Source organism: Herbidospora cretacea, from assembly GCF_001570605.1.
In the GTDB taxonomy this organism is placed as follows: domain Bacteria; phylum Actinomycetota; class Actinomycetes; order Streptosporangiales; family Streptosporangiaceae; genus Herbidospora; species Herbidospora cretacea.
Window position 1 is genome coordinate 93041 of the sequence record NZ_BBXG01000016.1, and the last position, 21656, is coordinate 114696.

General features: G+C 69.8%; 26 protein-coding genes and 1 tRNA gene. 13 read left to right on the forward strand and 14 right to left on the reverse strand.

The window, feature by feature from the left end:
• Positions 1 to 38: 38 nt before the first annotated feature.
• From AW270_RS27075 to AW270_RS27085, 3 genes are read right to left on the reverse strand one after another with little or no spacing between them, the layout of a single operon-like run.
• A complete protein-coding gene (locus tag AW270_RS27075) occupies positions 39 to 482 on the reverse strand; it encodes a hypothetical protein (RefSeq protein ID WP_061298910.1) in 444 nt (147 codons plus the stop codon).
• A 12-nt stretch (positions 483 to 494) separates the two neighbouring features.
• On the reverse strand, positions 495 to 1802 hold the full coding sequence (locus AW270_RS27080) for a vWA domain-containing protein (protein WP_061298911.1): 1308 nt from the start codon (positions 1800 to 1802) through the stop codon (positions 495 to 497).
• Positions 1799 to 2641, reverse strand: a complete 843-nt coding sequence (locus tag AW270_RS27085) for an AAA family ATPase (protein WP_061298912.1) — start codon at positions 2639 to 2641, stop codon at positions 1799 to 1801. Before AW270_RS27085 ends, AW270_RS27080 begins: the two co-directional genes overlap by 4 nt.
• Before the next feature lie 90 nt (positions 2642 to 2731).
• Between AW270_RS27085 and AW270_RS27090 the strand changes: the two genes are divergently transcribed.
• Positions 2732 to 2805, forward strand: a tRNA-Lys gene (locus AW270_RS27090).
• 51 nt (positions 2806 to 2856) lie between these two features.
• Here the strand turns inward: AW270_RS27090 and AW270_RS27095 are convergent.
• Entirely contained in the window at positions 2857 to 3678 is an 822-nt protein-coding gene (locus AW270_RS27095) for a helix-turn-helix transcriptional regulator (protein ID WP_061298913.1), read from the reverse strand.
• 149 nt (positions 3679 to 3827) lie between these two features.
• On the opposite strand from AW270_RS27095, the gene AW270_RS27100 reads away from it, so the two are divergent.
• Positions 3828 to 4295, forward strand: a complete 468-nt coding sequence (locus AW270_RS27100) for a VOC family protein (protein ID WP_061298914.1) — start codon at positions 3828 to 3830, stop codon at positions 4293 to 4295.
• Positions 4296 to 4299: 4 nt separating this feature from the next.
• Here AW270_RS27100 and AW270_RS27105 read toward each other — a convergent pair whose 3' ends face one another.
• Genes AW270_RS27105 through AW270_RS27115 form a run of 3 tightly spaced genes read right to left on the reverse strand, consistent with a single transcriptional unit; the run spans position 4300 to position 5925 of the window.
• The gene (locus AW270_RS27105; protein ID WP_061298915.1) at positions 4300 to 5016 is read right to left on the reverse strand and encodes a maleylpyruvate isomerase family mycothiol-dependent enzyme; all 717 of its coding nucleotides are present in this window, start codon (positions 5014 to 5016) and stop codon (positions 4300 to 4302) included.
• A complete protein-coding gene (locus tag AW270_RS27110; protein ID WP_245674869.1) occupies positions 4970 to 5548 on the reverse strand; it encodes an NUDIX domain-containing protein in 579 nt (192 codons plus the stop codon). Before AW270_RS27110 ends, AW270_RS27105 begins: the two co-directional genes overlap by 47 nt.
• A gap of 8 nt (positions 5549 to 5556) precedes the next feature.
• Positions 5557 to 5925 carry a nuclear transport factor 2 family protein gene (locus tag AW270_RS27115; RefSeq protein ID WP_061298916.1) on the reverse strand — a complete coding sequence of 123 codons (369 nt, stop codon included), beginning with the start codon at positions 5923 to 5925 and terminating at the stop codon, positions 5557 to 5559.
• Positions 5926 to 5948: 23 nt separating this feature from the next.
• Between AW270_RS27115 and AW270_RS27120 the strand changes: the two genes are divergently transcribed.
• The 6 genes from AW270_RS27120 to AW270_RS27145 all read left to right on the forward strand — a co-directional run bounded on the left by AW270_RS27120 (position 5949) and on the right by AW270_RS27145 (position 10609).
• Positions 5949 to 6653 (forward strand): DUF72 domain-containing protein, encoded by a 705-nt coding sequence (locus AW270_RS27120; protein ID WP_061298917.1) that lies wholly within the window; start codon positions 5949 to 5951, stop codon positions 6651 to 6653.
• A 5-nt stretch (positions 6654 to 6658) separates the two neighbouring features.
• Positions 6659 to 7276: a class I SAM-dependent methyltransferase gene (locus tag AW270_RS27125; RefSeq protein ID WP_061298918.1), complete on the forward strand. Its 618-nt coding sequence runs from the start codon at positions 6659 to 6661 to the stop codon at positions 7274 to 7276.
• A gap of 34 nt (positions 7277 to 7310) precedes the next feature.
• Complete coding sequence (locus AW270_RS27130) at positions 7311 to 8321, forward strand: Dyp-type peroxidase (RefSeq protein ID WP_061298919.1); 1011 nt, start codon at positions 7311 to 7313, stop codon at positions 8319 to 8321.
• Positions 8318 to 9118, forward strand: a complete 801-nt coding sequence (locus AW270_RS27135) for a family 1 encapsulin nanocompartment shell protein (RefSeq protein ID WP_061298920.1) — start codon at positions 8318 to 8320, stop codon at positions 9116 to 9118. The genes AW270_RS27130 and AW270_RS27135 overlap by 4 nt, the downstream gene beginning before the upstream one ends.
• Before the next feature lie 90 nt (positions 9119 to 9208).
• The gene (locus AW270_RS27140; RefSeq protein WP_061298921.1) at positions 9209 to 9841 is read left to right on the forward strand and encodes a response regulator transcription factor; all 633 of its coding nucleotides are present in this window, start codon (positions 9209 to 9211) and stop codon (positions 9839 to 9841) included.
• Between the two features lie 117 nt (positions 9842 to 9958).
• Positions 9959 to 10609, forward strand: a complete 651-nt coding sequence (locus tag AW270_RS27145; RefSeq protein WP_061298922.1) for an SRPBCC family protein — start codon at positions 9959 to 9961, stop codon at positions 10607 to 10609.
• Here the strand turns inward: AW270_RS27145 and AW270_RS27150 are convergent.
• Complete coding sequence (locus AW270_RS27150; protein ID WP_061298923.1) at positions 10606 to 11340, reverse strand: GntR family transcriptional regulator; 735 nt, start codon at positions 11338 to 11340, stop codon at positions 10606 to 10608. The two genes, AW270_RS27145 and AW270_RS27150, sit on opposite strands and share 4 nt — an antisense overlap.
• 189 nt (positions 11341 to 11529) lie before the next feature.
• Between AW270_RS27150 and AW270_RS27155 the strand changes: the two genes are divergently transcribed.
• The 4 genes from AW270_RS27155 to AW270_RS27170 are packed head-to-tail and all read left to right on the forward strand — an operon-like array spanning position 11530 to position 15390.
• Positions 11530 to 12705: an ABC transporter substrate-binding protein gene (locus AW270_RS27155; RefSeq protein WP_061298924.1), complete on the forward strand. Its 1176-nt coding sequence runs from the start codon at positions 11530 to 11532 to the stop codon at positions 12703 to 12705.
• Entirely contained in the window at positions 12705 to 13553 is an 849-nt protein-coding gene (locus tag AW270_RS27160) for an ABC transporter permease (RefSeq protein ID WP_061298925.1), read from the forward strand. The genes AW270_RS27155 and AW270_RS27160 overlap by 1 nt, the downstream gene beginning before the upstream one ends.
• On the forward strand, positions 13541 to 14335 hold the full coding sequence (locus AW270_RS27165) for an ABC transporter permease (protein WP_061298926.1): 795 nt from the start codon (positions 13541 to 13543) through the stop codon (positions 14333 to 14335). The genes AW270_RS27160 and AW270_RS27165 overlap by 13 nt, the downstream gene beginning before the upstream one ends.
• Complete coding sequence (locus tag AW270_RS27170) at positions 14332 to 15390, forward strand: ABC transporter ATP-binding protein (protein WP_061298927.1); 1059 nt, start codon at positions 14332 to 14334, stop codon at positions 15388 to 15390. The genes AW270_RS27165 and AW270_RS27170 overlap by 4 nt, the downstream gene beginning before the upstream one ends.
• A 6-nt stretch (positions 15391 to 15396) precedes the next feature.
• Here AW270_RS27170 and AW270_RS27175 read toward each other — a convergent pair whose 3' ends face one another.
• The 6 genes from AW270_RS27175 to AW270_RS27200 form a co-directional block, all read right to left on the reverse strand.
• Complete coding sequence (locus AW270_RS27175; RefSeq protein WP_061298928.1) at positions 15397 to 15636, reverse strand: hypothetical protein; 240 nt, start codon at positions 15634 to 15636, stop codon at positions 15397 to 15399.
• A complete protein-coding gene (locus tag AW270_RS27180) occupies positions 15633 to 17150 on the reverse strand; it encodes a hypothetical protein (RefSeq protein WP_157522717.1) in 1518 nt (505 codons plus the stop codon). Before AW270_RS27180 ends, AW270_RS27175 begins: the two co-directional genes overlap by 4 nt.
• Positions 17151 to 17543: 393 nt before the next feature.
• Positions 17544 to 18176, reverse strand: a complete 633-nt coding sequence (locus tag AW270_RS27185; protein ID WP_061298930.1) for an alpha-ketoglutarate-dependent dioxygenase AlkB — start codon at positions 18174 to 18176, stop codon at positions 17544 to 17546.
• A 30-nt stretch (positions 18177 to 18206) separates the two neighbouring features.
• Positions 18207 to 18782: a DUF4291 domain-containing protein gene (locus AW270_RS27190; protein WP_061298931.1), complete on the reverse strand. Its 576-nt coding sequence runs from the start codon at positions 18780 to 18782 to the stop codon at positions 18207 to 18209.
• 12 nt (positions 18783 to 18794) lie between these two features.
• Positions 18795 to 19514, reverse strand: a complete 720-nt coding sequence (locus tag AW270_RS27195) for an aspartate/glutamate racemase family protein (protein ID WP_245674870.1) — start codon at positions 19512 to 19514, stop codon at positions 18795 to 18797.
• On the reverse strand, positions 19511 to 20974 hold the full coding sequence (locus tag AW270_RS27200) for an NCS1 family nucleobase:cation symporter-1 (RefSeq protein ID WP_082801869.1): 1464 nt from the start codon (positions 20972 to 20974) through the stop codon (positions 19511 to 19513). Before AW270_RS27200 ends, AW270_RS27195 begins: the two co-directional genes overlap by 4 nt.
• Before the next feature lie 116 nt (positions 20975 to 21090).
• On the opposite strand from AW270_RS27200, the gene AW270_RS27205 reads away from it, so the two are divergent.
• The gene (locus AW270_RS27205) at positions 21091 to 21642 is read left to right on the forward strand and encodes a helix-turn-helix domain-containing protein (protein ID WP_061298933.1); all 552 of its coding nucleotides are present in this window, start codon (positions 21091 to 21093) and stop codon (positions 21640 to 21642) included.
• The last annotated feature ends 14 nt before the right edge of the window (positions 21643 to 21656 follow it).

Genomic DNA, 21656 nt, shown 5'->3' on the forward strand with positions numbered 1-21656 from the left:
GGTGCCGGGGTGGGCGGAGCCGTAACGGAGGAGGCTTCTCAGCCGGGCCAGAACTGGAAGGTGAACGTCTCGTCCATGGGGTCGTCTTCTTCTTCGTCGTAGTCATCCGGCACGTCGGCGGGCGTTCGCGTGATGCGGACGTGCCAGGTGGCGTTCTCTTCTCCCAGATCGATGTGGGGGAGAACGTCTCCGCTGACGAGGACGAAGGGGCCTATTTTCCCTGAGACCAGCCGGACGGAGAGGTCGACGGCGTCTGCGCTGCGGGGCGGGGCTCCGTCCCAGCGCTGGAGGACGACGTCGGAATGGCGGGTGTTGAAGTTGCTCAGCGCGGTGAGACTGCCGTCCGCCGCACCCGCGAATGAGCCGGGAGCGACGAACGCCTCCTCGAAAGGGCCCGAACCCCTTATGGCGTCGATGTCCGCCAGGAGAAGTGTGCTGTTCCAGATGAGAACCACCAGCTTGAGTTCGTCCCGCAACGGCATGCCGGCTCCTTCTCAGGCGATCTCTTCGATGAAGGTGGCCAGTTGGTGGACGTTTCGGCATTCGTGCATGGGGATGACGGCGGCGTAGCCGCTGGCCACTGAGTCGCCGGTGTCCCATTGGTTTCTCGGCTCCGGGTTGAGCCAGTAGGCGTGACGGGTCTTTTCGGTGAGGCGTTTCAGGGTTTCGGTGTTGGGCGGCTGGTAGTTGGAGCGGGCGTCGCCGAGGATGAGGAGGCTGGTTTTCGGGGTGAGGGCGCTCGCGTAGCGTTCTTCGAAACGCGTCAGGACCTGGCCGTAGTCGGTGCGGCCGAATCTGGTGATGTCGGCTTCACCGGTCATGCGGGTGATGGCGTCGAGGACGTCGGCGCCCGGCGCGAAATACCCGGTGATCTCGTCGACGGTGTCGACGAAGGCGAAGGCTCTCACTTTGGTGAACTGCTCGCGCAGGGCGAAGGTGAGCAGCAGGGTGAACTGGGCGAAACTCGCGACCGAGTCGCTGGCGTCGGTGATGACGACCAGTTCCGGTTTGTGCGGGCGTTTCGGCCTCAGGTGAGTGGTGAGCGGGACGCCGCCCGACTGGAGCGACGCGCGGACCGTCCTGCGGAAGTCGAGCCTGCCCCGGTCGCCCTTCCGGTGTTTCATCGAGAGGCGGGTGGCCAGTCTTCTGGCCAGGGGATGGACCTCTCTGCGCAGTTCGGCGAGTTCGGCCTTGGTGACGCGGAGGAAGTCGCGGCGGTCGATCGGCGGTTTCACGGCCGATCTGGTGATGCGCTCGCGGCCCTGTTCCTCGGCGATTCTCCTGCGGACGTCGGTGGCCACCTCGGCCTCGAAAGCGGCGATGTTCGTGGCGATGCGCTGCCGCGCGATTTTCTCGGGCAGGCCGCCGCGTTCGCCCAGCAGGCGGGCGATCAGGGTCTGCGGCGAGAGGGCGCGCATGACCGGATAGGAGAACCACGACTGGCGGCCGGGGCCGGCCTGGACCTGGCCGAAGCGTTCGACCATCGCCTGGGCGAAGGCGCGGAACTCCGGGGTGTTCGGGTCTCCCCGCAGGAGTTCGGCCAGTTCCTCGCGGGGGTCGCCGTCGTGGTGTTTCGGCGGGCCCTGGGTCGTGGCGGGGAACCAGAGGTCGAAGAGGACGTCGAAGCCCTCGCGGTGCTGCGGGCGTTTCACCAGCGTCGCGGCGTAGGCCTCACGGAGGTTCTCCCGGACGGACAGGTCGAGATGGCGCAGGGCGTCGGCGGCGTCCAGCCCCTCGGCGAGGGAGACGGGGAGACCCGACTCGCGCAGGGCGTGCACGAAACCGATGTGCCGGTCGATCATCGCAGGCCCAGTTCCTTGGCGGCCCGCTGCTGGTCGGAACGGTGTTTCAGCACGACGCCGAGGGTCTCCGCGACGGTCTGTTCGTCGAGGATCTCGCGGCCCAGGGCGAGCAGGGTGTGCGCCCAGTCGACGGTCTCGGCGATGCTCGGCGACTTCTTGAGTTCCAGGGCGCGGAGCGTGGCGGCCGTCCGGGCGAGCTGTTCGGCCAGCGTCTCCGCGATGCCGGGGACCTGTGCCCGGACGATGTCGCGTTCGCGTTCCGGGGTCGGATAGTCGAGGTGCAGATAGAGGCAGCGGCGTTTGAGCGCCTCGCTGAGTTCCCGGGTCGCGTTCGAGGTGAGGACGACGAAGGGTTTGCGCCCGGCGGTGATGGTGCCGAGCTCGGGGATGGTGATCTGGAAGTCGGAGAGGATCTCCAGCAGGAGTCCCTCCACCTCCACGTCGGCCTTGTCGGTCTCGTCGATCAGCAGGACGGTCGGCCGCTCCGCCCTGATCGCTTTCAGCAGGGGGCGTTCGAGGAGGAACTCCTCGCTGAAGATGTCGTCCCAGGCGTCGTCCTCGGCCTGGATCCGCAGGAGCTGCTTCTTGTAGTTCCACTCGTAGAGGGCCCTGGCCTCGTCGAGGCCCTCGTAGCACTGGAGCCGGATCAGGTCGGCTCCGGTCGCCTCGGCTATCGCCTTGGCGAGCTGGGTCTTGCCCACGCCCGCCGGGCCCTCGGCCAGGAGGGGCTTCTCCAGGACGCCGGCCAGGAAGACCGATGTGGCGATGGAGTCGTCGGAGAGGTATCCGGTCTGTCCGAGACGGGTGGCGGCTTCCGACGGTGAGGCGAACCAGGTCACGTGGGCTTCCCTCTGGACGTACCGAATGATGTTCTAGTGTAGCCCGATTTGGTGGGGGTTCGGGGGTGCGGTAATCTTCAGGGGTCTTAAGCGCCGCTAGCTCAGTTGGTTAGAGCAGCTGACTCTTAATCAGCGGGTCCGGGGTTCGAGTCCCTGGCGGCGCACCGGCTTCCGAACAGCGCATTCGTGTGATCACGAGTGCGCTGTTCGCGTTTTCAGGAGCGGTCGGCCCAGTCCGTCAGGGCGCACAGTCTCTCCTCCGAGGGGGAGCCGGTGGCGGCCGAGTAGATGATCAGCGACAGGTACGGGTCAGCCGGGGGGACCAGCGACTCGTAGTTGAGCGACATGGTGCCGACCGCGTCGTGGTGGAAGCGCTTGGTGCCGTGGGTGTGCTGGAAGACCCTGTAGTCGTCCCAGAAGTCGGTGAACCTCGGCGACCGGGCGGTCAGCTCGCCGACCAGGCGGGTCAGGCGCGGGTGGGGGGCGGCGGCGCGCAGGATCGCGACCATCTGGGCGGCGACCTCGTCCCAGTCGGGATAGACCGACCTGGCCTTCGGGTCGAGGAACATCCAGCGCACCATGTTGCGCTCGCCCGGCGGCATGGCGTCGAAGTCGTCGAGCAGGACCTTGCCCATCCGGTTCATCGCCACGACCTCCAGGCAGGGGCCGTGGAGCACGGCGGGCACCGGGTCGAGGGCGTCGAGCATCATCCGCACCGCCGGCCGGGCCCGGGGCGGCCGGTCGTCTCCCGGGTCGGCCACCGGCTTGACCAGGTCGAACAGGTGGCGCCGCTCCAGGTCGCCGAGCCGCAGGGCGTCGGCGACCGCGCCCAGCACCTGCTCGGAGGCGTGGGGGGCGCGGCCCTGCTCCAGGCGCGTGTAGTAGTCGACGCTGACACCGGCCAGCATCGCCAGTTCCTCCCGGCGCAGGCCCGCCACGCGGCGGCTCCCGGCCCTGATCGGCAGCCCGACGTCGGCCGGGGTCAGTCGGGCCCGGCGCGAGCGCAGGAATTCGCGAATCTCCGCTGGCCTGGACATGGGTCCAGTATCCCGCGCCTAGGGTGGTCCTGCGGGAACCAGGTTGAGCGGTGCCAGGCTGGGCGTTCACCCGGCGGGTCCCGGCCGGTTGACTTCAGTGGGGCCGCCCGAGGGGGGCGGCCCGTTCTCTCTTCCGCTGGAGTTGCACCATGCCGATGCCGGCCCACCCGCCCAGGAACCCCGCCAGCCCGTTCGCGTCGTTCGCCGGGCACCACGTCGGAATCCGGGTCCCGGACTTCGAGGCCGCCAAGTCCTGGTACGTCGAGAAGCTCGACTTCCGGGTCCTGCAGGAATGGCCGTACGGGGAGCTGAAGCTGGCCTATCTGAGCCCCGCCGACGACGACGACTTCCACGTCGAGATCCTCGCCGGGCCGGTCCCGTTTCCCAAGGAGGTCCTGGACGACCTGGAGGTGAGCCTGCGCCACGGCGGCTACCAGCACATCTGCGTCCACGTGGACAGCGTCGACGAGACCCGGGCCGAACTGGTCCGGCGCGGCGTGGACGTGATCGGCGAGCCGTTCGAGATCGAGGACATCAGCCGCCGCCTGGCCTTCTTCCGCGACCCGTGGGGCAACATGATCGAGCTCTCCGAGACCCTGCCGGGCGCCGGGGCCTGAGAGGTCAGAACCGGGCGCGTTCCCGCCACGACGCCCAGAGGTTCTCGTCGCCGAAGATCTCCAGGCCCTCCTCCCTCCGGTTGACCAGGGCCAGGAAGAGGTCCTCCGCGCGTCCCCGGACCGCGAGCGTGCCCTTGCCGTGGCCCGGCTCCCAGACGGTCCGGCCCTCCTCGCCGTGGATCATCCACTCGCCCGGGACGTCGGTCGTGTGGAGGTGCACGGTCACCCCCGGGTCGAGGGTGGGGCGGGAGGCCGCGACCGTGTCGATCCACTCCTCGATGCCGTCGGCGGCCAGGTCGGGGGCCAGGTCGTAGGGCTGCCCCAGGGCGAAGGCGGCGTCGGCGCGGTGGACGGTCGCCTCGTGGAGGCGGCGGCGGACCCACCACTCCGCCGGGCGGGGGCCGAGGAACGTCCACACGTCCGTCGACGCTCCGGTCGCCGCGAGCGCGTCCCGCAGGACGGCCGGGCCGCCGTGCAGCCAGGCCAGGGCTCCTTCGGTGTCGGCCGGGGGTTTGCCGTCACGGACCTCGCGGGGGTCCAGGCCGCCGTCGACCCGGTCGGAGATGATCTGGGCCGACCAGCGGTCGCCCCGGCCGACGTGGCGGAAGAGCTGCTTCAGGGTCCAGCCGGGGCAGGTGGGCACCTCGGTGGAGGGGTCGGCGGCGTGGAGGAGGTCACCGAACCGGGCGTTCTGCTCGATCAGGGCGGTCATGTGGTCCATGGCCACGATCATCCCCGGTCGGCTCGCCGTCCGACAGGAACAGCAGGCCCGGACCCGGGTGGAGCAGCGTGGACCTGATCCGGCGGGCCAGCGCCGCGTCGGTGAAGCGGGCCACCTCGCCGAGGGAGACCAGGCGGACCTCGGCGATCTCGCCGTCGGGGAACCCGATCCCGGCCACGTCGCCGGGGGTCAGCACGCCGCCGTCGAAGAGGAAGGCCACGAACGCCCGCCGGTCCGGCTGCGGGGGGCGGACGTCGATGCTCAGCAGGTCGCCCACCTCGCGGTCGAGGCCCAGCTCCTCCAGCAGCTCCCGCCGGGCCGCCGCCGCGGGGGTCTCGCCGCCGTCGACCTCGATCACGCCGCCGGGGATGTCCCAGTCGTCTTTGTACGTGGTCCGCACCAGCAGCACCCGGTCATGCCCATCGGTGAACAGCACTCCGGCCGCGGAGACGGCGACCGGGAGGGCGGCATACCAGGCGGGAAATTCACCGCCCGATGCTACAACCGCCGCCACGGACAGGCCCCGACCCACACCTGGTCCTAAACCCGTTCGGGATTATCCGACATGTGCCAATAATCGCGTGTCTCGATGGCGAGACCGTTTTCGTCGAAGCGTACGAAAACGCATCCCGCCAGATCGCCCTCCTCGGCGGCGACCCGGAACTCGATCGCCGCCGTGTCGCCGTCGACCAGCGGCTCCCCGAACTCCACGGACCGCACGACCTCCTCGGAGAACGACCACGTCAGATAGTCCCGCAGGGCCGAAATGCCCTGGTGGGGCTCGCGGAACGGCATCGAGCGGTGGACGATGCCCGGGGCGTACAGAGAAAGCAGCAGGTCGACGTCGTGGGTGGCCCAGCCGGTCTGCCAGGTGGCGGCGAAGCGGCGGGCGATCTCCCTGAGGTTCACCCCGCGAAGCCTAGGCTGGGGGGATGTTGGTGGGAACATCCGGCTGGCAGTACGCCGACTGGCGCGGGGTCCTCTATCCGCCGGGTGTGCCGCAGAAACGCTGGCTGGAACACTACGGCGAGGAATTCCGCACCGTCGAGAACAACGGCTCCTTCTACCGCCTGCCGAAACACGAGACCTTTCGGCAATGGCACGACCGGACGCCCGCCGATTTCGTCATGGCCGTCAAGGCGAGCCGATATCTCACCCACGTCAGACGCCTGCGCGACCCGAGGGAACCGGTCGACCGCCTGATGCGCATGGCCGAAGGCCTGGGCGACAAACTCGGCCCCATCCTGATTCAACTGCCGCCCAATCTCCCGTACGAGGAGGACGCCCTCGGAGACTGCCTGAAATGCTTCCCCGAAAGCGTCGCCCTGGCGGTGGAACCCCGCCACGAGTCGTGGTGGAACGACGACACCCGGCGGACCCTCGAAACCCACGAGGCCGCCCTCGTCTGGGCCGACCGCCGGGGCCGCCGGCAGGGGCCGCTGTGGCAGACGACCACCTGGGCCTACCTGCGCTTCCACGAAGGAACGTCGAGGAAGAACCCGCCCGAATACGGCGACCAGGCGATGAGGACCTGGCTCGACCGCCTGCCGGACGAGGGCTACGTCTACTTCAACAACGACCCCACCGGCGCGGCGGTGCGAAACGCCCGCCGCTTCACGACATTGGCGACAAAATAGGCCGCATGGGGAAGCTGCTCGGGGCCGCTGAGCTTGAGGTGTCTCCCGTGGTGGCGAACAACGCCATGAACCGGGGGCGGCGGCTGGCGAGTTACTCGCGGGAGCTCGGGCTCGACCTGGCCGGGCTCCTGCCAGGCAGGAGGTGGCTGGATCTCTGCTGCGGGGAGGGGCATGCCCTCGCCGAGGGGGCGATGCTCGGGGCCGACGTCACGGGGGTCGATCTGGTCGATCACTTCGCGGTGCGGCCGGGACGGAACCTGCGGCTGGTCGTGGCGGGCGTGCCCGGGTGGCGGCCCGGCGAGCGGTTCGACCTGGTCACGGTCGTGCACGGGCTGCACTACGTCGGGGACAAGCTCCGGGTCCTCGCCGACGTCGCCGGATGGCTGAACGAGGGCGGCAGGTTCGTGGCCAGCTTCGACGTCGCGTCGGTCGAGGTGCCGTCCCGGCGCGGGCTGGTGGCCACTCTGAGGGGTCAGGGGTTCGGGTACGACGCCCGCGCCAAGCGCATCTGGCGGACCGGGCCCGCCGTGATCGAGTTTCCCTACGACTACCTGGGCGCCGACGACACGGCCGGGCCCAACTACACCGGCCAGCCGGCCGTCGTGTCGTACTACGGGTCATAGACGAATCCGTACCGGATCAGGAGGTTCCTCAGCCATGTCACCGGCGACCCCTAGCGGGGTGGAGGACTATCGCAGCGGCGTACAGGCGGTCCTGGGTCCACTGAGTCCCTCGGCCATCTTCATCGTCGCGACGATCAAGCCGACCGGCCATCAGGCGGTCCGGGACCTGGGCGAAGACCTGGCGGGGCTGCTGCGGACGGTCGGGTTCCGCTCGCTCGACCCGGGGCTGTCGTGTGTGCTCGGGTTCGGGTCGCAGCTCTGGGACCGGCTCTACCCCGGGCTGCCGAAGCCGCAGGGGCTCCATCCGCTCAAGGAGATCAGGGGCGCCCACTACGCCCCCTCCACGCCGGGCGACCTGCTGATCCACATCCGGGCCAACCGGCACGACCTCTGCTTCGAGCTGGCCCAGCTCATCATGAACCGGCTCCGGGACGGGGTCGCGAGCGCCGACGAGGTGCACGGCTTCCGCTACTTCGACGCCCGTGACCTGCTCGGATTCGTCGACGGCACCGAGAACCCCACGGGGGACCTGGCCCTCGAATCGGTGCTCATCGGCGACGAGGACCCCGACCACGCCGGCGGCTCCTACGTCCTGGTCCAGAAATACGTCCACGACCTCTCGACCTGGAACCGGCTGAACACCGAGGACCAGGAGAAGGTCATCGGCCGCCACAAGCTCTCCAACGTCGAGCTCGACGACGACGTGAAGCCCGCCAACGCCCACAACGCCCTCACGGTCATCGAGGAGGACGGCAGGGAACTGAAGATCCTGCGCGACAACATGCCGTTCGGCAACGCCTCGCAGGGCGAGTTCGGCACCTACTTCATCGGCTACTCGCGCACGTCCGAGCTGCTGGAACACATGCTGACCAACATGTTCATCGGTGACCCGCCGGGCAACTACGACCGGATCCTCGACTTCTCCACGGCGCTGACCGGCTCGCTCTACTTCGTCCCGTCGGGCGCCTTCCTCGAAGACCCTCCCGCAGCGCAGATCCCCACCAGGATGGCCATCGGCGACCTCAAGGGAGTCCCGCAGCTATGAACAACCTCCATCGCGAGCTCGCCCCGATCTCCGACGCCGCCTGGGCGCAGATCGAGGAGGAGGCCACCCGGACGTTCAAGCGCCACATCGCCGGCCGCCGGGTGGTCGACGTCCACGGCCCGGGAGGGACCGAGCTGTCGGCCGTGTCGACCGGGCACACGACGCCGGTCACCTCGCCGTCGCCCGGCCTCCAGGTCCGGCGGCGGGAGGTGTCCCGGCTGATCGAGCTGCGCCGGCCGTTCGAGCTGGACCGCGAGGCGGTCGACGACGTCGAGCGCGGCTCGAACGACTCCGACTGGCAGCCGGTCAAGGACGCCGCCGCCGCGCTGGCCATCGCCGAGGACCGGGCCGTCTTCGAGGGGTTCGACGCGGGGCACATCTCGGGCGTCATCCCGCTCAGTTCCCACCGGCCGCTGGTGCTCCCCTCCGACGTCCGCGCCTATCCGGACGCGATCGCGCAGGCCCTCGGCATCCTGCGGATGGCCGGGGTCGACGGGCCCTATTCGGTGCTCCTCAGCGCCGACTCCTACACGGGCGTCGCCGAGACGGCCGACCACGGATATCCGGTGCTGGAGCACATCCAGCGCCTCGTCTCGGGCGACATCGTCTGGGCGCCGGCGATCACCGGCGCGGTCGTGCTCACCACCCGGGGCGGCGACTTCGACCTGCATCTCGGGCAGGACGTCTCCATTGGATATCTGAGCCACACCGACGCCACGGTGACGCTCTATCTGCAGGAGTCGTTCACGTTCCTGCCGTTCACCGCCGAGGCGGCCATTCATTTGACCATGCCCTAATTGATTCTTCGGCAATTGTTGACATGTCATCCTGAACCCACCAGTATTGCCCGGACGAGGCGGGGGCCACAGCTTTAAACACGGGGAGACATGCGGGTATTCGTCGTGGACGAAGACAGGCAGACGGCGGCCGACATCGAAGCCGCACTGGGGAAATCAGGTTATTCGGTCACGGTCGGACCCGACCGGACGGCCGTGCTCGGATATGACGTCGTGTTCCTGGGGGCGGGAAACGACGACGGGGCCGAGGCGTGCCGGGAGATCCGGCGGACGAGCGACGTCCCGATCATCGTGCTGTCGCCCCGGGACGACGGAGCCGAACGGGTCCGCGGACTACGGGCCGGCGCCGACGACTACCTGGTCAAACCGGTCTCCATGGAGGAACTGGAAGCGCGCATGGAGGCCGTGCTGCGCCGCACGCGGGGCGGCAAGACCGACGTCCTCCAGGCGGGCGACATCCAGATCGACGCCAAGCGCTATCTGGTCTGGCGGGACGGCCGGAACGTGCCACTGACGCCGAAGGAGTTCGCGTTACTCCGGCGGCTGGTGCAGACACCCGGCGAGGTCGTCACCAAGCAGACCCTGCTGCTGGAGAACTGGAAGGACCTCAGCCGGTCGGCGGCGCGCACCCTCGACGTGCACATCGCCCATCTGCGGGCCAAGCTCGGCGAGCCGAACGTCGTGGAGACCGTGCGGGGAGTGGGGTACCGATTGGTGCCTTGATATTGGGCAGATTCCGGGCGCGCGAGCCGCGGTCGGCCTTCGGCCGCCCGCGTCTCGCTTAAAGACTGGCAGGTCTTGCCAGGAGCGTTCCAACGGCTTCTGGGGTGAGATGTGGCCATGAGAAAGAAGCCGTTCCGGCTGTTAAGCGCTCCACTGCTCGCCCTCACGATGGTCCTGTCCGTCATGAGCTCGCCCGCCAGGGCCGACGCCGACCCGCTGGTCGCCCTCCAGTGGGAGCTGGCCCGCACGACGTACACCCTGATCGAGGCCCTGAACCATCCGAACCCCGCCCTGGGCCGGGCCGCGAGGTCGCAGAGCATCTCCGTCGACATCGCGGCCCCCCGCGACGTGGTGTTCGCGATCTACTCGAACTTCGAGAACCACATCGGCGCCAACCCGCTGCTCCAGCGGGTGGTCGTCCACTCCGACACCACGGCAGCCGGGGTCCGGACCATCAACCAGACCGCGATCGAGAACACGCCGCTCCAGCCGGGGCTGCCGGCGACGCCGATCAACACCCACGCCCAGCAGCGGATCAACGCGGCCGGGTACTTCTACGAGGTCGACTCGTGGACGCTGCCCAACGTCATCACCCACCAGACGATCACCTTCGAGGACCTCGGCGCGGCCGGGACCCGGGTGACCGAGAACCTGACGTTCGAGGCCAGCGTCCTGCTGATCGACTACACCGTCTCGCAGGGCGTCATGGCCCACCAGGGCATCCAGTCGGTGTTCAAGAGCCGCATCGAGGGCGGCTTCTACAGCTAGCCGGGCGGGTTCACCGCCAGGGCGCCCGCCGCGTTGCGGATCGCGAACGTCACGCTGCCGGCCCGGTAGCGGTCGTCCGACCACTCCGCCGGGCGCCCTTCCCGCGTCGTCGTCACCCGCCGCTGCCGCAGCAGCGGCCCGCCCCGCCGCACCCCGAGCAGGCGGGCGTCCTCGCTCCCGGCCGCGACGGCGTCGATCAGGTGCTCTCCGTACGCGAACACCAGCCCCCGGGACTCGTACAGGGCCTGCGTGACCGAGTCGCAGTCGGCGGGCAGCCGTTCGACTGCGGGGGCGAGCCAGCCCGCGTACACGGTCCGTTCCAGCAGGGCCGCCGCGCCGTCGAGGCGGCGTAACCGCAGCACCCGCAGCACCGGATCGCCCACCGCCAGCCCGAGCCGGGCCGCCTCGGCGGCGTCGGCCGTACGGCGGCGCTGCTCGATGACCTGGCCGGTCACCTCATGTCCGGCGGCCCGCGCCCACTGCGCGAAACTGTGCAGCACCGCGAAGTTCTGACTGCGCTCGCGGCCCAGCACGATCCGCCTGGCCCCCTGCCGGGAGCCGACCAGCCCCTCGGCCGCCAGCACCGCCACGGCCTGACGGACGGTCCCCCGGGCGACCTGGTGCCGGGCGGCGAGCACGGTCTCCGACGGCAGCGGCGTGCCCACCGGGATCTCGCCGCCGAGGATCGCCGCCCGTAGTTCGTCGGCGATGCGCGCGTAACGCGGGTGCACGGCGGCTCCCCACCTTCGTGTGTACAGGGCAGGCTTCACCGTACGGTCCGGAAAACGTCCGGAAAAGTAGGGGTTTAGCCATTTGACGAATGGCCTCCGACTGTTCACCGGCAGGACGTGGGTGGTCGATCTGGTGTCCCTAGCTTGTTTGGACAAGTTCTCTGCACTTCGCTCCATGGGGAGTTCACCGTGGTCTCTTCCCGAGTCCGTCTCACCGGCCTGACCGCCGGTCTGCTGATCGCCGTCGCGGCCTGTGGGTCCGCGCCCGGCACCGAGGCAACCTCCACGTCCTCCGCCGCCGCCTCCGGTGGCGCCGCCGCGGTCGACGCCCGCACCGCCACCTCGGCCGCCGACTTCGGTGGCGTCGACAAGCTCTACGAGGCCGCCAAGGCCGAGGGCAAGCTGCACGTCATCGCCCTCCCGCCCGACTGGGCCAACTACGGCGCGATCCTGGCCGCCTTCAAGGCCAAGTACCCGGGCATCGAGATCGAGGAGGAGACCCCCGACGCCTCCTCCGCCGACGAGATCAACGCGGTGAAGACCCGCAAGGGCCAGGACCGCGCCCCCGACGTCCTGGACATCGGCCAGTCGTTCGCCTACTCCGGCGCGGCCGAGGGCCTGTTCGCGCCGTACAAGGTCGCGACCTGGGACAAAATCCCCGCCGCGCAGAAGGAGGCCGACGGCCTCTGGGTGAACGACTACGGCGGCTACGTCTCCATCGCCTGTGACGCCAAGAAGATCGCGGCCTGCCCGCAGACCTTCGCCGACCTGCTCAAGCCCGAGTACAAGGGCAAGGTCGCGATGAACGGCAACCCGACCAAGGCCGGTTCGGCCTTCGCCGGCGTGTACGCCGCCGCGCTCGCCAACGGCGGTTCGTTCGACGACATCCAGCCCGGCATCGACTTCTTCAAGAAGCTCAAGGACGCCGGCAACTTCAACCCGGTCGAGACGACCCCGGCGACGATCGAGAAGGGCGAGACCCAGATCTCGATCGACTGGGACTACAACAACGCCGCCTACGCGCCGATCATGGCCGCCAAGGGCCTCGACTGGAAGACCGTCATCCCCACCGACGGCAAGTACATCTCGCTGTACGCCCAGGCCATCAACAAGGACGCCCCCCACCCGGCCGCCGCGCGGCTGTGGCAGGAGTTCCTCTACAGCACCGAGGGCCAGAACCTCTACCTGAAGGGCTTCGCCCGCCCGGTGCTGCTGCCCGCGATGATCGCCGACGGCTCGGTCGACCAGGCCGCCTCCGCCGCCCTGCCGCCGGTCGACGGCGAGCCCGCCTTCCCCACCGCCGACCAGGTCACGAAGGCGAACGAAGTCGTCGCCTCCGGCTGGGGCGCCGCGGTCGCCGGCTGATGACCGGCCCGGTACGTTCCCGGCGTCGCGGTGGCGGCGCCGGGTGGCTGGCGGCGGCGCCCCTGCTCGCCGTCACCCTGATCGCCTTCGGCATCCCCGTGGTGGTGCTGGTCGTCGGCGCGTTCACCGTCAAGACCGGCGGGCTCGGGTTCGACAACCTGTCGGCGACGATGCGCGAGCCGTACATCGGGGCGCTGTGGAGCAGCGTCAAGCTGTCGGCCGTCGTCGCCGTCGCGGGCGCGATCCTCGGGGCGTTCCTCGCGCAGGCGGTGCTGACCTCGCGGTCGGGGCTGCTGCGCGAGGCCGTGCTGACCGCCTCCGGGGTGCTGTCCAACTTCGGCGGGGTGCCGCTGGCCTTCATCTGGATCGCCACGCTCGGCAACTCCGGCGTGGTCACCGCCGCCCTCGGCCTCGGCCCGGGCGCGCTCTACAACTTCTGGGGCCTGGCTCTGGTCTACCTCTACTTCTCCGTGCCGCTGATGGTGCTGGTCATCGCCCCCGCGCTCGACGGCCTCAAGCCGCAGTGGCGCGAGGCCGCGCAGAACAACGGCGCGTCCACCTGGCAGTTCTGGCGGATGGTCGGCATCCCGGTGCTCGGCCCGTCGCTGCTCGGCGGGGGCGTGCTGCTGTTCGGCGGGGCGTTCGCCGCCTACGCGACCGCCGCCGCGATGGTCGGCGCGTCGGTGCCGCTGGTGACGCTCCAGATCGCCGACGCCCTCACGGGCAACGTGCTGATCGGGTACGAGAACATCGCCCTCGCGCTGTCCCTCGACATGATCGTGATCGCGCTGCTGGTGATGGCCGTCTACCTGCCCCTGCAGAAGAGGAGCTCCCGATGGCTGGCGTGACCTGGCGCCGGGTCACCCTCGGCGTGGCGGCGGTCTACTTCCTGGTGCCCCTGGCCATCGCGGTCTGGTTCACCGTCTACAACGAGTCGCGGGGCTTCTCCCTCGGCGCCTACGGCCGGATCGTCTCGGCCCCCGGCTTCGGTGAGAGCCTGCTCACGTCGCTGCTGCTCGGGGCCGCGGTCATCGTGCTGGTCCTGCTCCTGGCGCTGCCCGCTCTTCTGGCGGTACGTCTGGGGGCTCCGGGCCTGCGCCCGGTGCTGGAGACCATCACGACGCTGCCGCTGATCGTGCCGCCGATCACCTACGTGGTCGGCATCGCCAACGCGCTGCGCGGCGGCACCGACGCCCTGGCGGCCACGCCGTTCTGGCAGACCCTCATCTCCATCCAGGACGAGGACTTCCCCGTCGTCCTGGTCCTGGCGTACGTCATGCTCGCGCTGCCGTTCGCCTACCGTTCGCTGGACACCGGCCTGCGGGCCATCGACGTGCGGACCCTCGTGGAGGCGGCCCGGAACCTGGGCGCCTCGTGGCCGTACGTGCTGTTCCGGGTGATCCTGCCGAACCTGCGCTCGTCCGTGGCCAGCGCCGGCTTCCTCAGCCTGGCGCTCGTCATGGGCGAGTACACGATCGCGGCCCTGATGGGCTACCGCACGTTCCCGGTGTGGATCGTCACGATCTCCGGCAACGACGGCCAGCTCTCGGTGGCGCTGTCGGTGCTCAGCCTCGGCCTGATCTGGCTGCTGTTGCTCACCCTCTCGGGGGCTGGAAGGAAAGCGAAATGACCGTTGAACTCCGTGAGCTGCGCCGCTCGTTCGGCGGCACGGTCGCCCTCGACGGCCTCAGCCTCACCATCGAGCAGGGTGAGCTGATCGCCTTCCTCGGCCCGTCGGGCTGCGGGAAGACGACCGCGCTGCGCTGCGTGGCCGGTTTCGAGCGCCCCGACACCGGCGCCGTGTTCATCGACGGCGCCGACGTCACCCGGGTCCCCGCCAACCGGCGCGACGCCGGGATGGTGTTCCAGAGCTACTCGCTGTTCCCGAACCTGAACGTCCGCGACAACGTGGCGTTCGGGCTGCGGGTCCGGCGGCGGCCGGCCTCCGAGCGGCACAGCCGGGCCGCCGAGCTGCTCGAACTCGTCGGCCTCGGCGGCTTCGGCGAGCGCTACCCGCACCAGCTGTCGGGCGGCCAGCAGCAGCGCGTGGCGCTGGCCCGCGCGCTGGCCCTCCAGCCGAAGGTGCTGCTGCTCGACGAGCCGCTGTCGGCCCTCGACGCCAAGGTCCGGGTGAACCTCCGCGAGGAGATCCGCCGCCTCCAGCTCGAACTCGGCATCACCACGATCTTCGTCACCCACGACCAGGAGGAGGCCCTCTCGGTCGCCGACCGGGTCGCGGTGCTGAAGTCGGGCCGCCTGGAGCAGGTGGCCCCTCCGGCCGAGGTGTACGACCGCCCGGCGACCCCGTTCGTCGCCGAGTTCGTCGGCACGATGAACCACCTGCCCGGCCGCGTGTCGGGGGAGACGGTCGAGGTCTTCGGCCAGATCCTGCCCCTCGACAACGCCGCCCCCGGCGAGGAGGTCGACGTCCTGGTCCGCCCGGAGGCGGTCCGGGTCACCCCGTCAGACGACGGGCGCGGCTTCATCCTGGCGTCGTCGTTCCGGGGCTCGATCGCCCGGCTGCGCGTCCAGCTCGACGGCGGCGGCGAGGTCCTCGCCGACGTCCCGGGCCACGAGGCGGTACGCCTCGCGCCCGGCCTGAAGGTCGACGTCACCCTGGTGGAACGCCCGGTCCTCACGGCCCCGCGCACCGCCGTGGCGGCCCCGGTCGAGCCGGTCGCCTGAGCCGTCCTACACGGAGACGATCGCCGCCTCACTTGCCCCGACCGGGCGGCGGTCGGCCTCCGCGGCCGTGCGCATCGACACGAGTGCCAGCGGGACGATCAGCCAGTCCGTTCCCCCGTGCAGGTACGACCGCAACGGCGTGACAGTGAGCAGGGACAGCGGATCGAGGTCGCCGGTCACCACCGCGACGACGGCCGTGACGAGCACGGCGACGCCGTAGAGGGCGACGACAAGGGCGCGGATCACTTGTGGACGACCCTCTTCGCGGATCGGCCGGGGAAGACCACGATCAGGTGCTGCTCGGCCTTCAGCCCCGGGGTGGCCAGGTCGCGGGCGTACAGGCGGATCCGCTGGCGGCCCGCGGGGGTGTCGTGGGCGAGCTGTGGATAGGTCCCGCGCACCCAGAAACCGCCGTCGGCCGAGCGCAACGGCACTTCGACCACGCTCCGCCATCCGCCGGCCCGGACGGGCGGCGCCGTGGGGAGCGTCTTCATCGTCACGCACACCGCCTGGACCCCTGCGCCGACGGCGACCGGTATCTCGCCCGGGTAGCCGGGCGGCGCGTCGGCCGGGCCGTCGGCCCCGAGCCGGTAGCCCGCCGCGGGATCGTCCATGTAGAAGGGGATGGTGAGCTGGCGGCGGTCCCGGTCGCGGGGCCAGGGGTCGGTGCACTTCTCGTGGAGCGCGTCCTCGACGCCCTGGCCGAGCAGCAGGGAGAACGACGAGGTGTCCGTCGCCCTCTCGGGGCACAGGTAGATCAGCCGCTCCATGTCCCGGCGGTAGAGCGGGTCGGCGGCGGCGCAGCGGGCCCGCCCCTCCGCCAGCAGGGTCTCGTCCGGGACGTTCCGCGGGTCGATGCGGCGGACCAGGCACAGGTAGGCCTTCTCCCGGTCCTGCGCCGCCGTGGTGGCGTACTGCCCCCCGAGCACCGTCCACGGCTCGCAGCCTGCGGCCTGCGGCGGGAAGTCCTCTACGAACGCCTCCGGCTCGGTGGCGATCACCAGCTCGTCGACGACCACCATCGGTGGACGCAGCGCCGTCACCGCCACCAGCCCGGCCACCGCCGAGACCAGCGCGAGCGCCCCCACCCGGAACGGGAGCGGCGCGGCCGGGGCGTCCGTGTGGTCGCGGCCCAGGTCGGCGGCGGTGTGGGCCAGCCACAACGCCTGGGTGACCGCCAACGCGTCGAGCAGCAGCCACAGCGCGCTCAGATCCTGGTAGGTGGTGAACCGGGACGGCAGCATGCTCATGGCGCCCGCGTGCACCAGCGCGACCAGCCCGAGCCACCGCGTGAGCGGGCTCGACCGGCAGAACACCTGGAGCAGCACCACCCCGATCGGCCAGACGACCGCCGGTCCCGGCAGGTCGACGACGAACGGCACGAGACACCCCGCCAGCCCCGCCACCGCGACGACCACCCGGACCGCCAGGGGCGCCTGCCCGAACGCCAGCGGCAGCATCGCCACCACCGGCAGCGTCAGCAGAAAGGCGGCGTAACCCGCCACCGGCTGCACGACAGGGCCCAGCAGGAAGACGATCAGGTTCAGGTAGAGCAGCACCCGCAGCACCCGGATCCACGGCGGCCCCTGGAGCGGCGGGCGGACCAGCAGCGCCCAGAGCACCCAGCCGCGCAGCCCCGCGGTCACCAGCACCGCGAGCACCAGCCACAGTTCGGCGGCTTCGAAGCGATCCCCGACGGCGGCCAGGAAGAAGACGTGCCACTCCCCGGTGAGCACCGCATACCCGAGAGCGCCGATCATCGCGGCCGAATAAACGCCGACAATAACCGCCGCAATACGAATTGACACGTCATTCCCCACGATTTGACGGCAGGGCGACGATCTTAGCGCGGAATTATCCGGATAAATGCGGGCATCTCAGCGACATCAGGAAAGGCTGGATTCGAGCCATGACCCAATTCGGCCGCGAATCACGCCGGCAACACGGAACCCCGGAATGGCGATGGTCCCGCGCATCCGGCCAACTGACCCGCGTATCCAGTTACTGCGCCCCGCGCATCCGGTCAACAGACCCGCGCATCCAGTTACTGCGCCCCGCGCATCTAGTCAGCGGGCCCCGCGCACCTATCTCTGTGCCCCGCGCATCCGGTCAGTGGGCCTCGTCCACCCGGTCGCGGTGCCACGCGCATCCGGTCAGCGGACGCCGCGGACCCGGAACTGGATGCTGATCCGGGGCCCCAGGGCCTTCGCCGACTTGGGGATGGCGTGTTCCCAGGTTCGCTGGCAGCTGCCGCCCATCACGATCAGATCCCCGTGGCCGAGGTCGTGGCGGAGGGTGGGGCCGCCGCCCTGGGGGCGGAGGAGGAGGGCCCGGGGGGTGCCGACCGAGACGATCGCCACCATCGTGTCCTCGGTGGAGCCTCGGCCGATGCGGTCGCCGTGCCAGGCGACGCTGTCGCGGCCGTCGCGGTAGAGGCACAGGCCCGCCGTGCGGAACGGCTCCTTCAGCTCGTCGCGGTAGTGGGCGTCGAGGGCCCGTTTCGCCTCGTCGAGCAGCGGGTCGGGCAGCGGGTCGCCCTCGTCGTAGAAGGCGAGCAGTCGCGGCACGTCGACCACGTTGTCGTACATTTTGCGGCGCTCGGCCCGCCACGGGACCGTCTCGGAGAGGCGGGCGAACAGGGCGTCGGCTCCGGCGATCCAGCCGGGGCGGACGTCGATCCAGGCGCCGTCAGTCAGAAGGGTGCGGTGCACGTGGCCGTCGAGCGGGCCGGGCCCTTCGTGGTCGGCCGTCGCGTCGAGGAGCGACGGCTGGAACGGTGCGCTCATGACTCCGAACACTATCAAACACCTGTTCGATCATGAGGTGGCCCCGCAGGTCGCGGCGATGCCGGCGGGGAGCGGGTAGGGGAGCTCCACCGGGAGGGCGGCCGCTCGGGACCCGGGGTCGAGCGCGTGGACGCGGTGGGCGAGGGCGGTCACGTCCTCGATGCCGACGATCCACTCGTCGACGTAGCGGTGCACCGCCTCGCGGGACAGGCCCATCTGGAGCGCCCGGTGCGGCAGCGCGTGCAGGCTCGGCGACCGCTCCGGGTCCCACTGGACCCGGACCGGGCGGTGGCGGGTGGCGGTCCACTCCTTCCGGTCGGCGTGGATGGCCGGGTCGAAATGGCTCAGCCCCGAATGGGCCAGCGCCCATTCGAAGCCCTCCCTGGTGATTTGGATGGCCAGCACGCGCTCCTGGCCGGGCTTGGTCGCCCAGCCGGAGCGGTACATCATCCACAAAAAGGAGGGTTTGACCCAGGTCATCCTGTCCCGGTTATAGGTGGGGGAGAAGCGGCCGTGGGTTGCGGCGTACCCGCCGATCTCGGGGTTGTAGGCCTGGTAGACGGTGATGGTGTGTTCGTCGTAGCGGGCGCGGATCTGTCGGATCATGCGGGAAAGTGTTCATATCGGACGTTGTCCCCGCAACGCGAATTCGCTCAGCAGGCCCGAATAGGGCTTCGGCGGGGGAGCGGCGTACTCGCCCAGCCTGCTGGTGGTCAGGCCGAGCCGCACGAGCGACTCGGCCAGGGTCACCGCCGCCTGGACGCCGTCGATGACCGGGGCGTCGATCCGGCGGGCGATCCTCTTCGTGTACGCCCCCATCCCGGCGCACCCCAGCACGATCGCCTCCGAGCGGTCCCTCTCCAGCGCCGCCTCGGCCACCTCCGCGACGAGGTCGCACGCCTTGTCGTCGAGGTCGAGCACCGGGATCTCGCAGGCGTGCACCCCCCGGCAGGCCTGCCCGCAGCCGTACCGTTCGGCCAGGTCCCAGGCCCGCTGGACGGTCCGGCCCAGTGTGGTGACCACGCTGAAAGTGCGGCTGACCAGGGTCGCGACGTGCATGGCCGCCTCGGCGACGCCGACCACCGGGCCGTCGGCGACCTCGCGGGCCGCGTCCAGGCCCGGATCGCCGAAGCAGGCGATCACGTAGGCGTCGGCGCCGTGCAGTTCGGTCAGGATCCCCGGCACGGCCAGCGCCTCGTCGTAGTGGCTCTCGATCGAGGCCGGGCCCATGGCCGGGCTGACCGCGGTGACGTGGCCCGCCACCTCCCGGGCGCACGCGCCGATGATCTCGGTCATGTCCCGGGAGGTGTTGGGGTTGATCACCTTGACGTGGATCACCTGGCGTCCACCATGATCCGGGGGTTGCGCCGCTCGAACAGGATGAAGGCGACGAACCCGAGCCCGCATCCGAGGAACCAGGAGTAGTCGGCGATCCACAGCCCCGACCCGATCAGCTTCGGCACGATCACCGACAGGATCGCCGGGATCCCGCTGGCGAGGATGGCGTAGATCGCGTTGGGGTTGTAGCCCTTGCTGAAGTAGTAGCGCCCGCTCGGCGACATGGTGAACATGGCGTCCACGTCCACGAACTGCTTGCTGATCACGTAGTAGCCGGCGATGAGGATGCCGAACAGCGGCCCGATCAGCGCGCCGAGCACGCCCAGCGTGTAGTGGATGGCGTCGGGGTTGCTGTACCAGTTCCACGGCGTCAGCAGCACCGAACCGACCGCGGCGATCATGCCGCCCATCCGCCACGAGATCTTCTGCGGCGACACGTTGGAGAAGTCGAACGCCGGCGAGATGAAGTTGGCCACGATGTTGATCCCGATCGTGGCGATGACGAAGGTCAGCCCGCCGAGCAGGATCGCGAACGGCGTGTCGATCCGCTCGACGGTGTGGATCGGGTCGGTGATCAGCTCGCCGAACACCGGCACCGTCGCCGAGGCGGTGATGACCGTGAGGATCGAGAAGAACAGGAAGTTCACCGGCAGCCCGAGCAGGTTGCCCCGCTTGACGGCCTCGAACGACTTCCCGTACCGGGAGAAGTCCCCGAAGTTCAGCATCGGGCCCGAGAAGTAGGACACCACCAGGGCGATCGCCCCGAGCATGACCGGGATCGACTCGGCGAACCCGAGGCTCTCGCCCGAGCTCAGGTCGAGCGAGATGTTCTCCCACCCGGCCTCGCTGACCAGGTAGACGGCCAGGACGACCATGACCACGTACACGGCGGGCCCGGCCCAGTCGATGAACCGGCGGATCGCCTCCATGCCCTTCCAGAACACCGCGGCCTGCGCCACCCAGAGGATGGCGTAACAGATGTAGCCGAGGGGTGACAGCCCGAGGAAGGTCGTCTCGTTGAGCGAGGCCGTCGACGGCCAGAACTTGAGGAAGATGATCAGGAGCGACTGCGAGGCCAGGTAGGTCTGCACGCCGTACCAGGCGATCGCGATCGCGCCGCGCACGATCGCCGGGATGTTGGCCCCGAGGACCCCGAAGATGGCCCGGTTGATGACCGGATAGGGCACCCCGGTCACCTGGCTCGGCTTGGCGACCAGGTTGCAGAAGACCTGCACGATCACGATGCCGACGAGCAGCGCGACCAGCACCTGCCACGAGGCGAGCCCGAGCGCGAACAGCGAGCCCGCGGTGACGTATCCGCCGACGCTGTGCACGTCGGACATCCAGAAGGCGAAGATGTTGTAGGAGGACCAGGTCTGCTTCTTGAGCGGGACGAGATCCTCGTTGGAAAGGCGGGGGTCGTAGTCGGGTTTGATGAGGCCTGTCTGGACGTCGGTCATCACAGCTTCCTCGGGGGGTATCGTGCGGATGGAAACCGTTCGGTCCTGTTAAGCAGTCACTTAACACCTGGTCGGTTTCGCCGCTGTTAACCCGTTATGACAATCGGTAAGGAGCCATGGACGCGCTCGGACCCCGGCTACGCGACCTTCGTGAACGCTCGGGGATGTCCCTCCGCGCCGTGGCCCGCGAGCTCGGCATCTCCCCCTCGGCCGTCTCCCAGATCGAGCGCGGCTCGATGCGCCCGTCGGTCTCTCGCCTGATCGCCTACGTGACGGCGATCGGCGTCCCGCTGGCCGAGGTCTTCGACCCCGCCGACGCCAAGCCGGTCGAGTTCGCCGTCCGGCGCGCGGGCGAGGTCGCGCCGCTGCTGCTCAGCGGCGGCATCACCTTCCGGCGGCTGTCCCCGGCGGCCACGCCCGACGTGGAGTTCTTCGAGTCGACCTATCCGCCGGGGTCGATCTCCAACGCCCACGGCCAGTTCCTCAAGCACGACGGCTACGAGGTCGGGACCGTGACGGCGGGCGAGCTGACCGTCGAGTTCGAGTCGGAGCTGGTCACCCTGGGCGTGGGCGACTCGATCACGTTCCCGTGCGACCGCCCCCACCTGATCGGCAACCGGTCGGCCGAGGTGACCGCCGTGGCGACGTGGCTGATCGTGCACCGCTGAGAACCTTTTCGCCG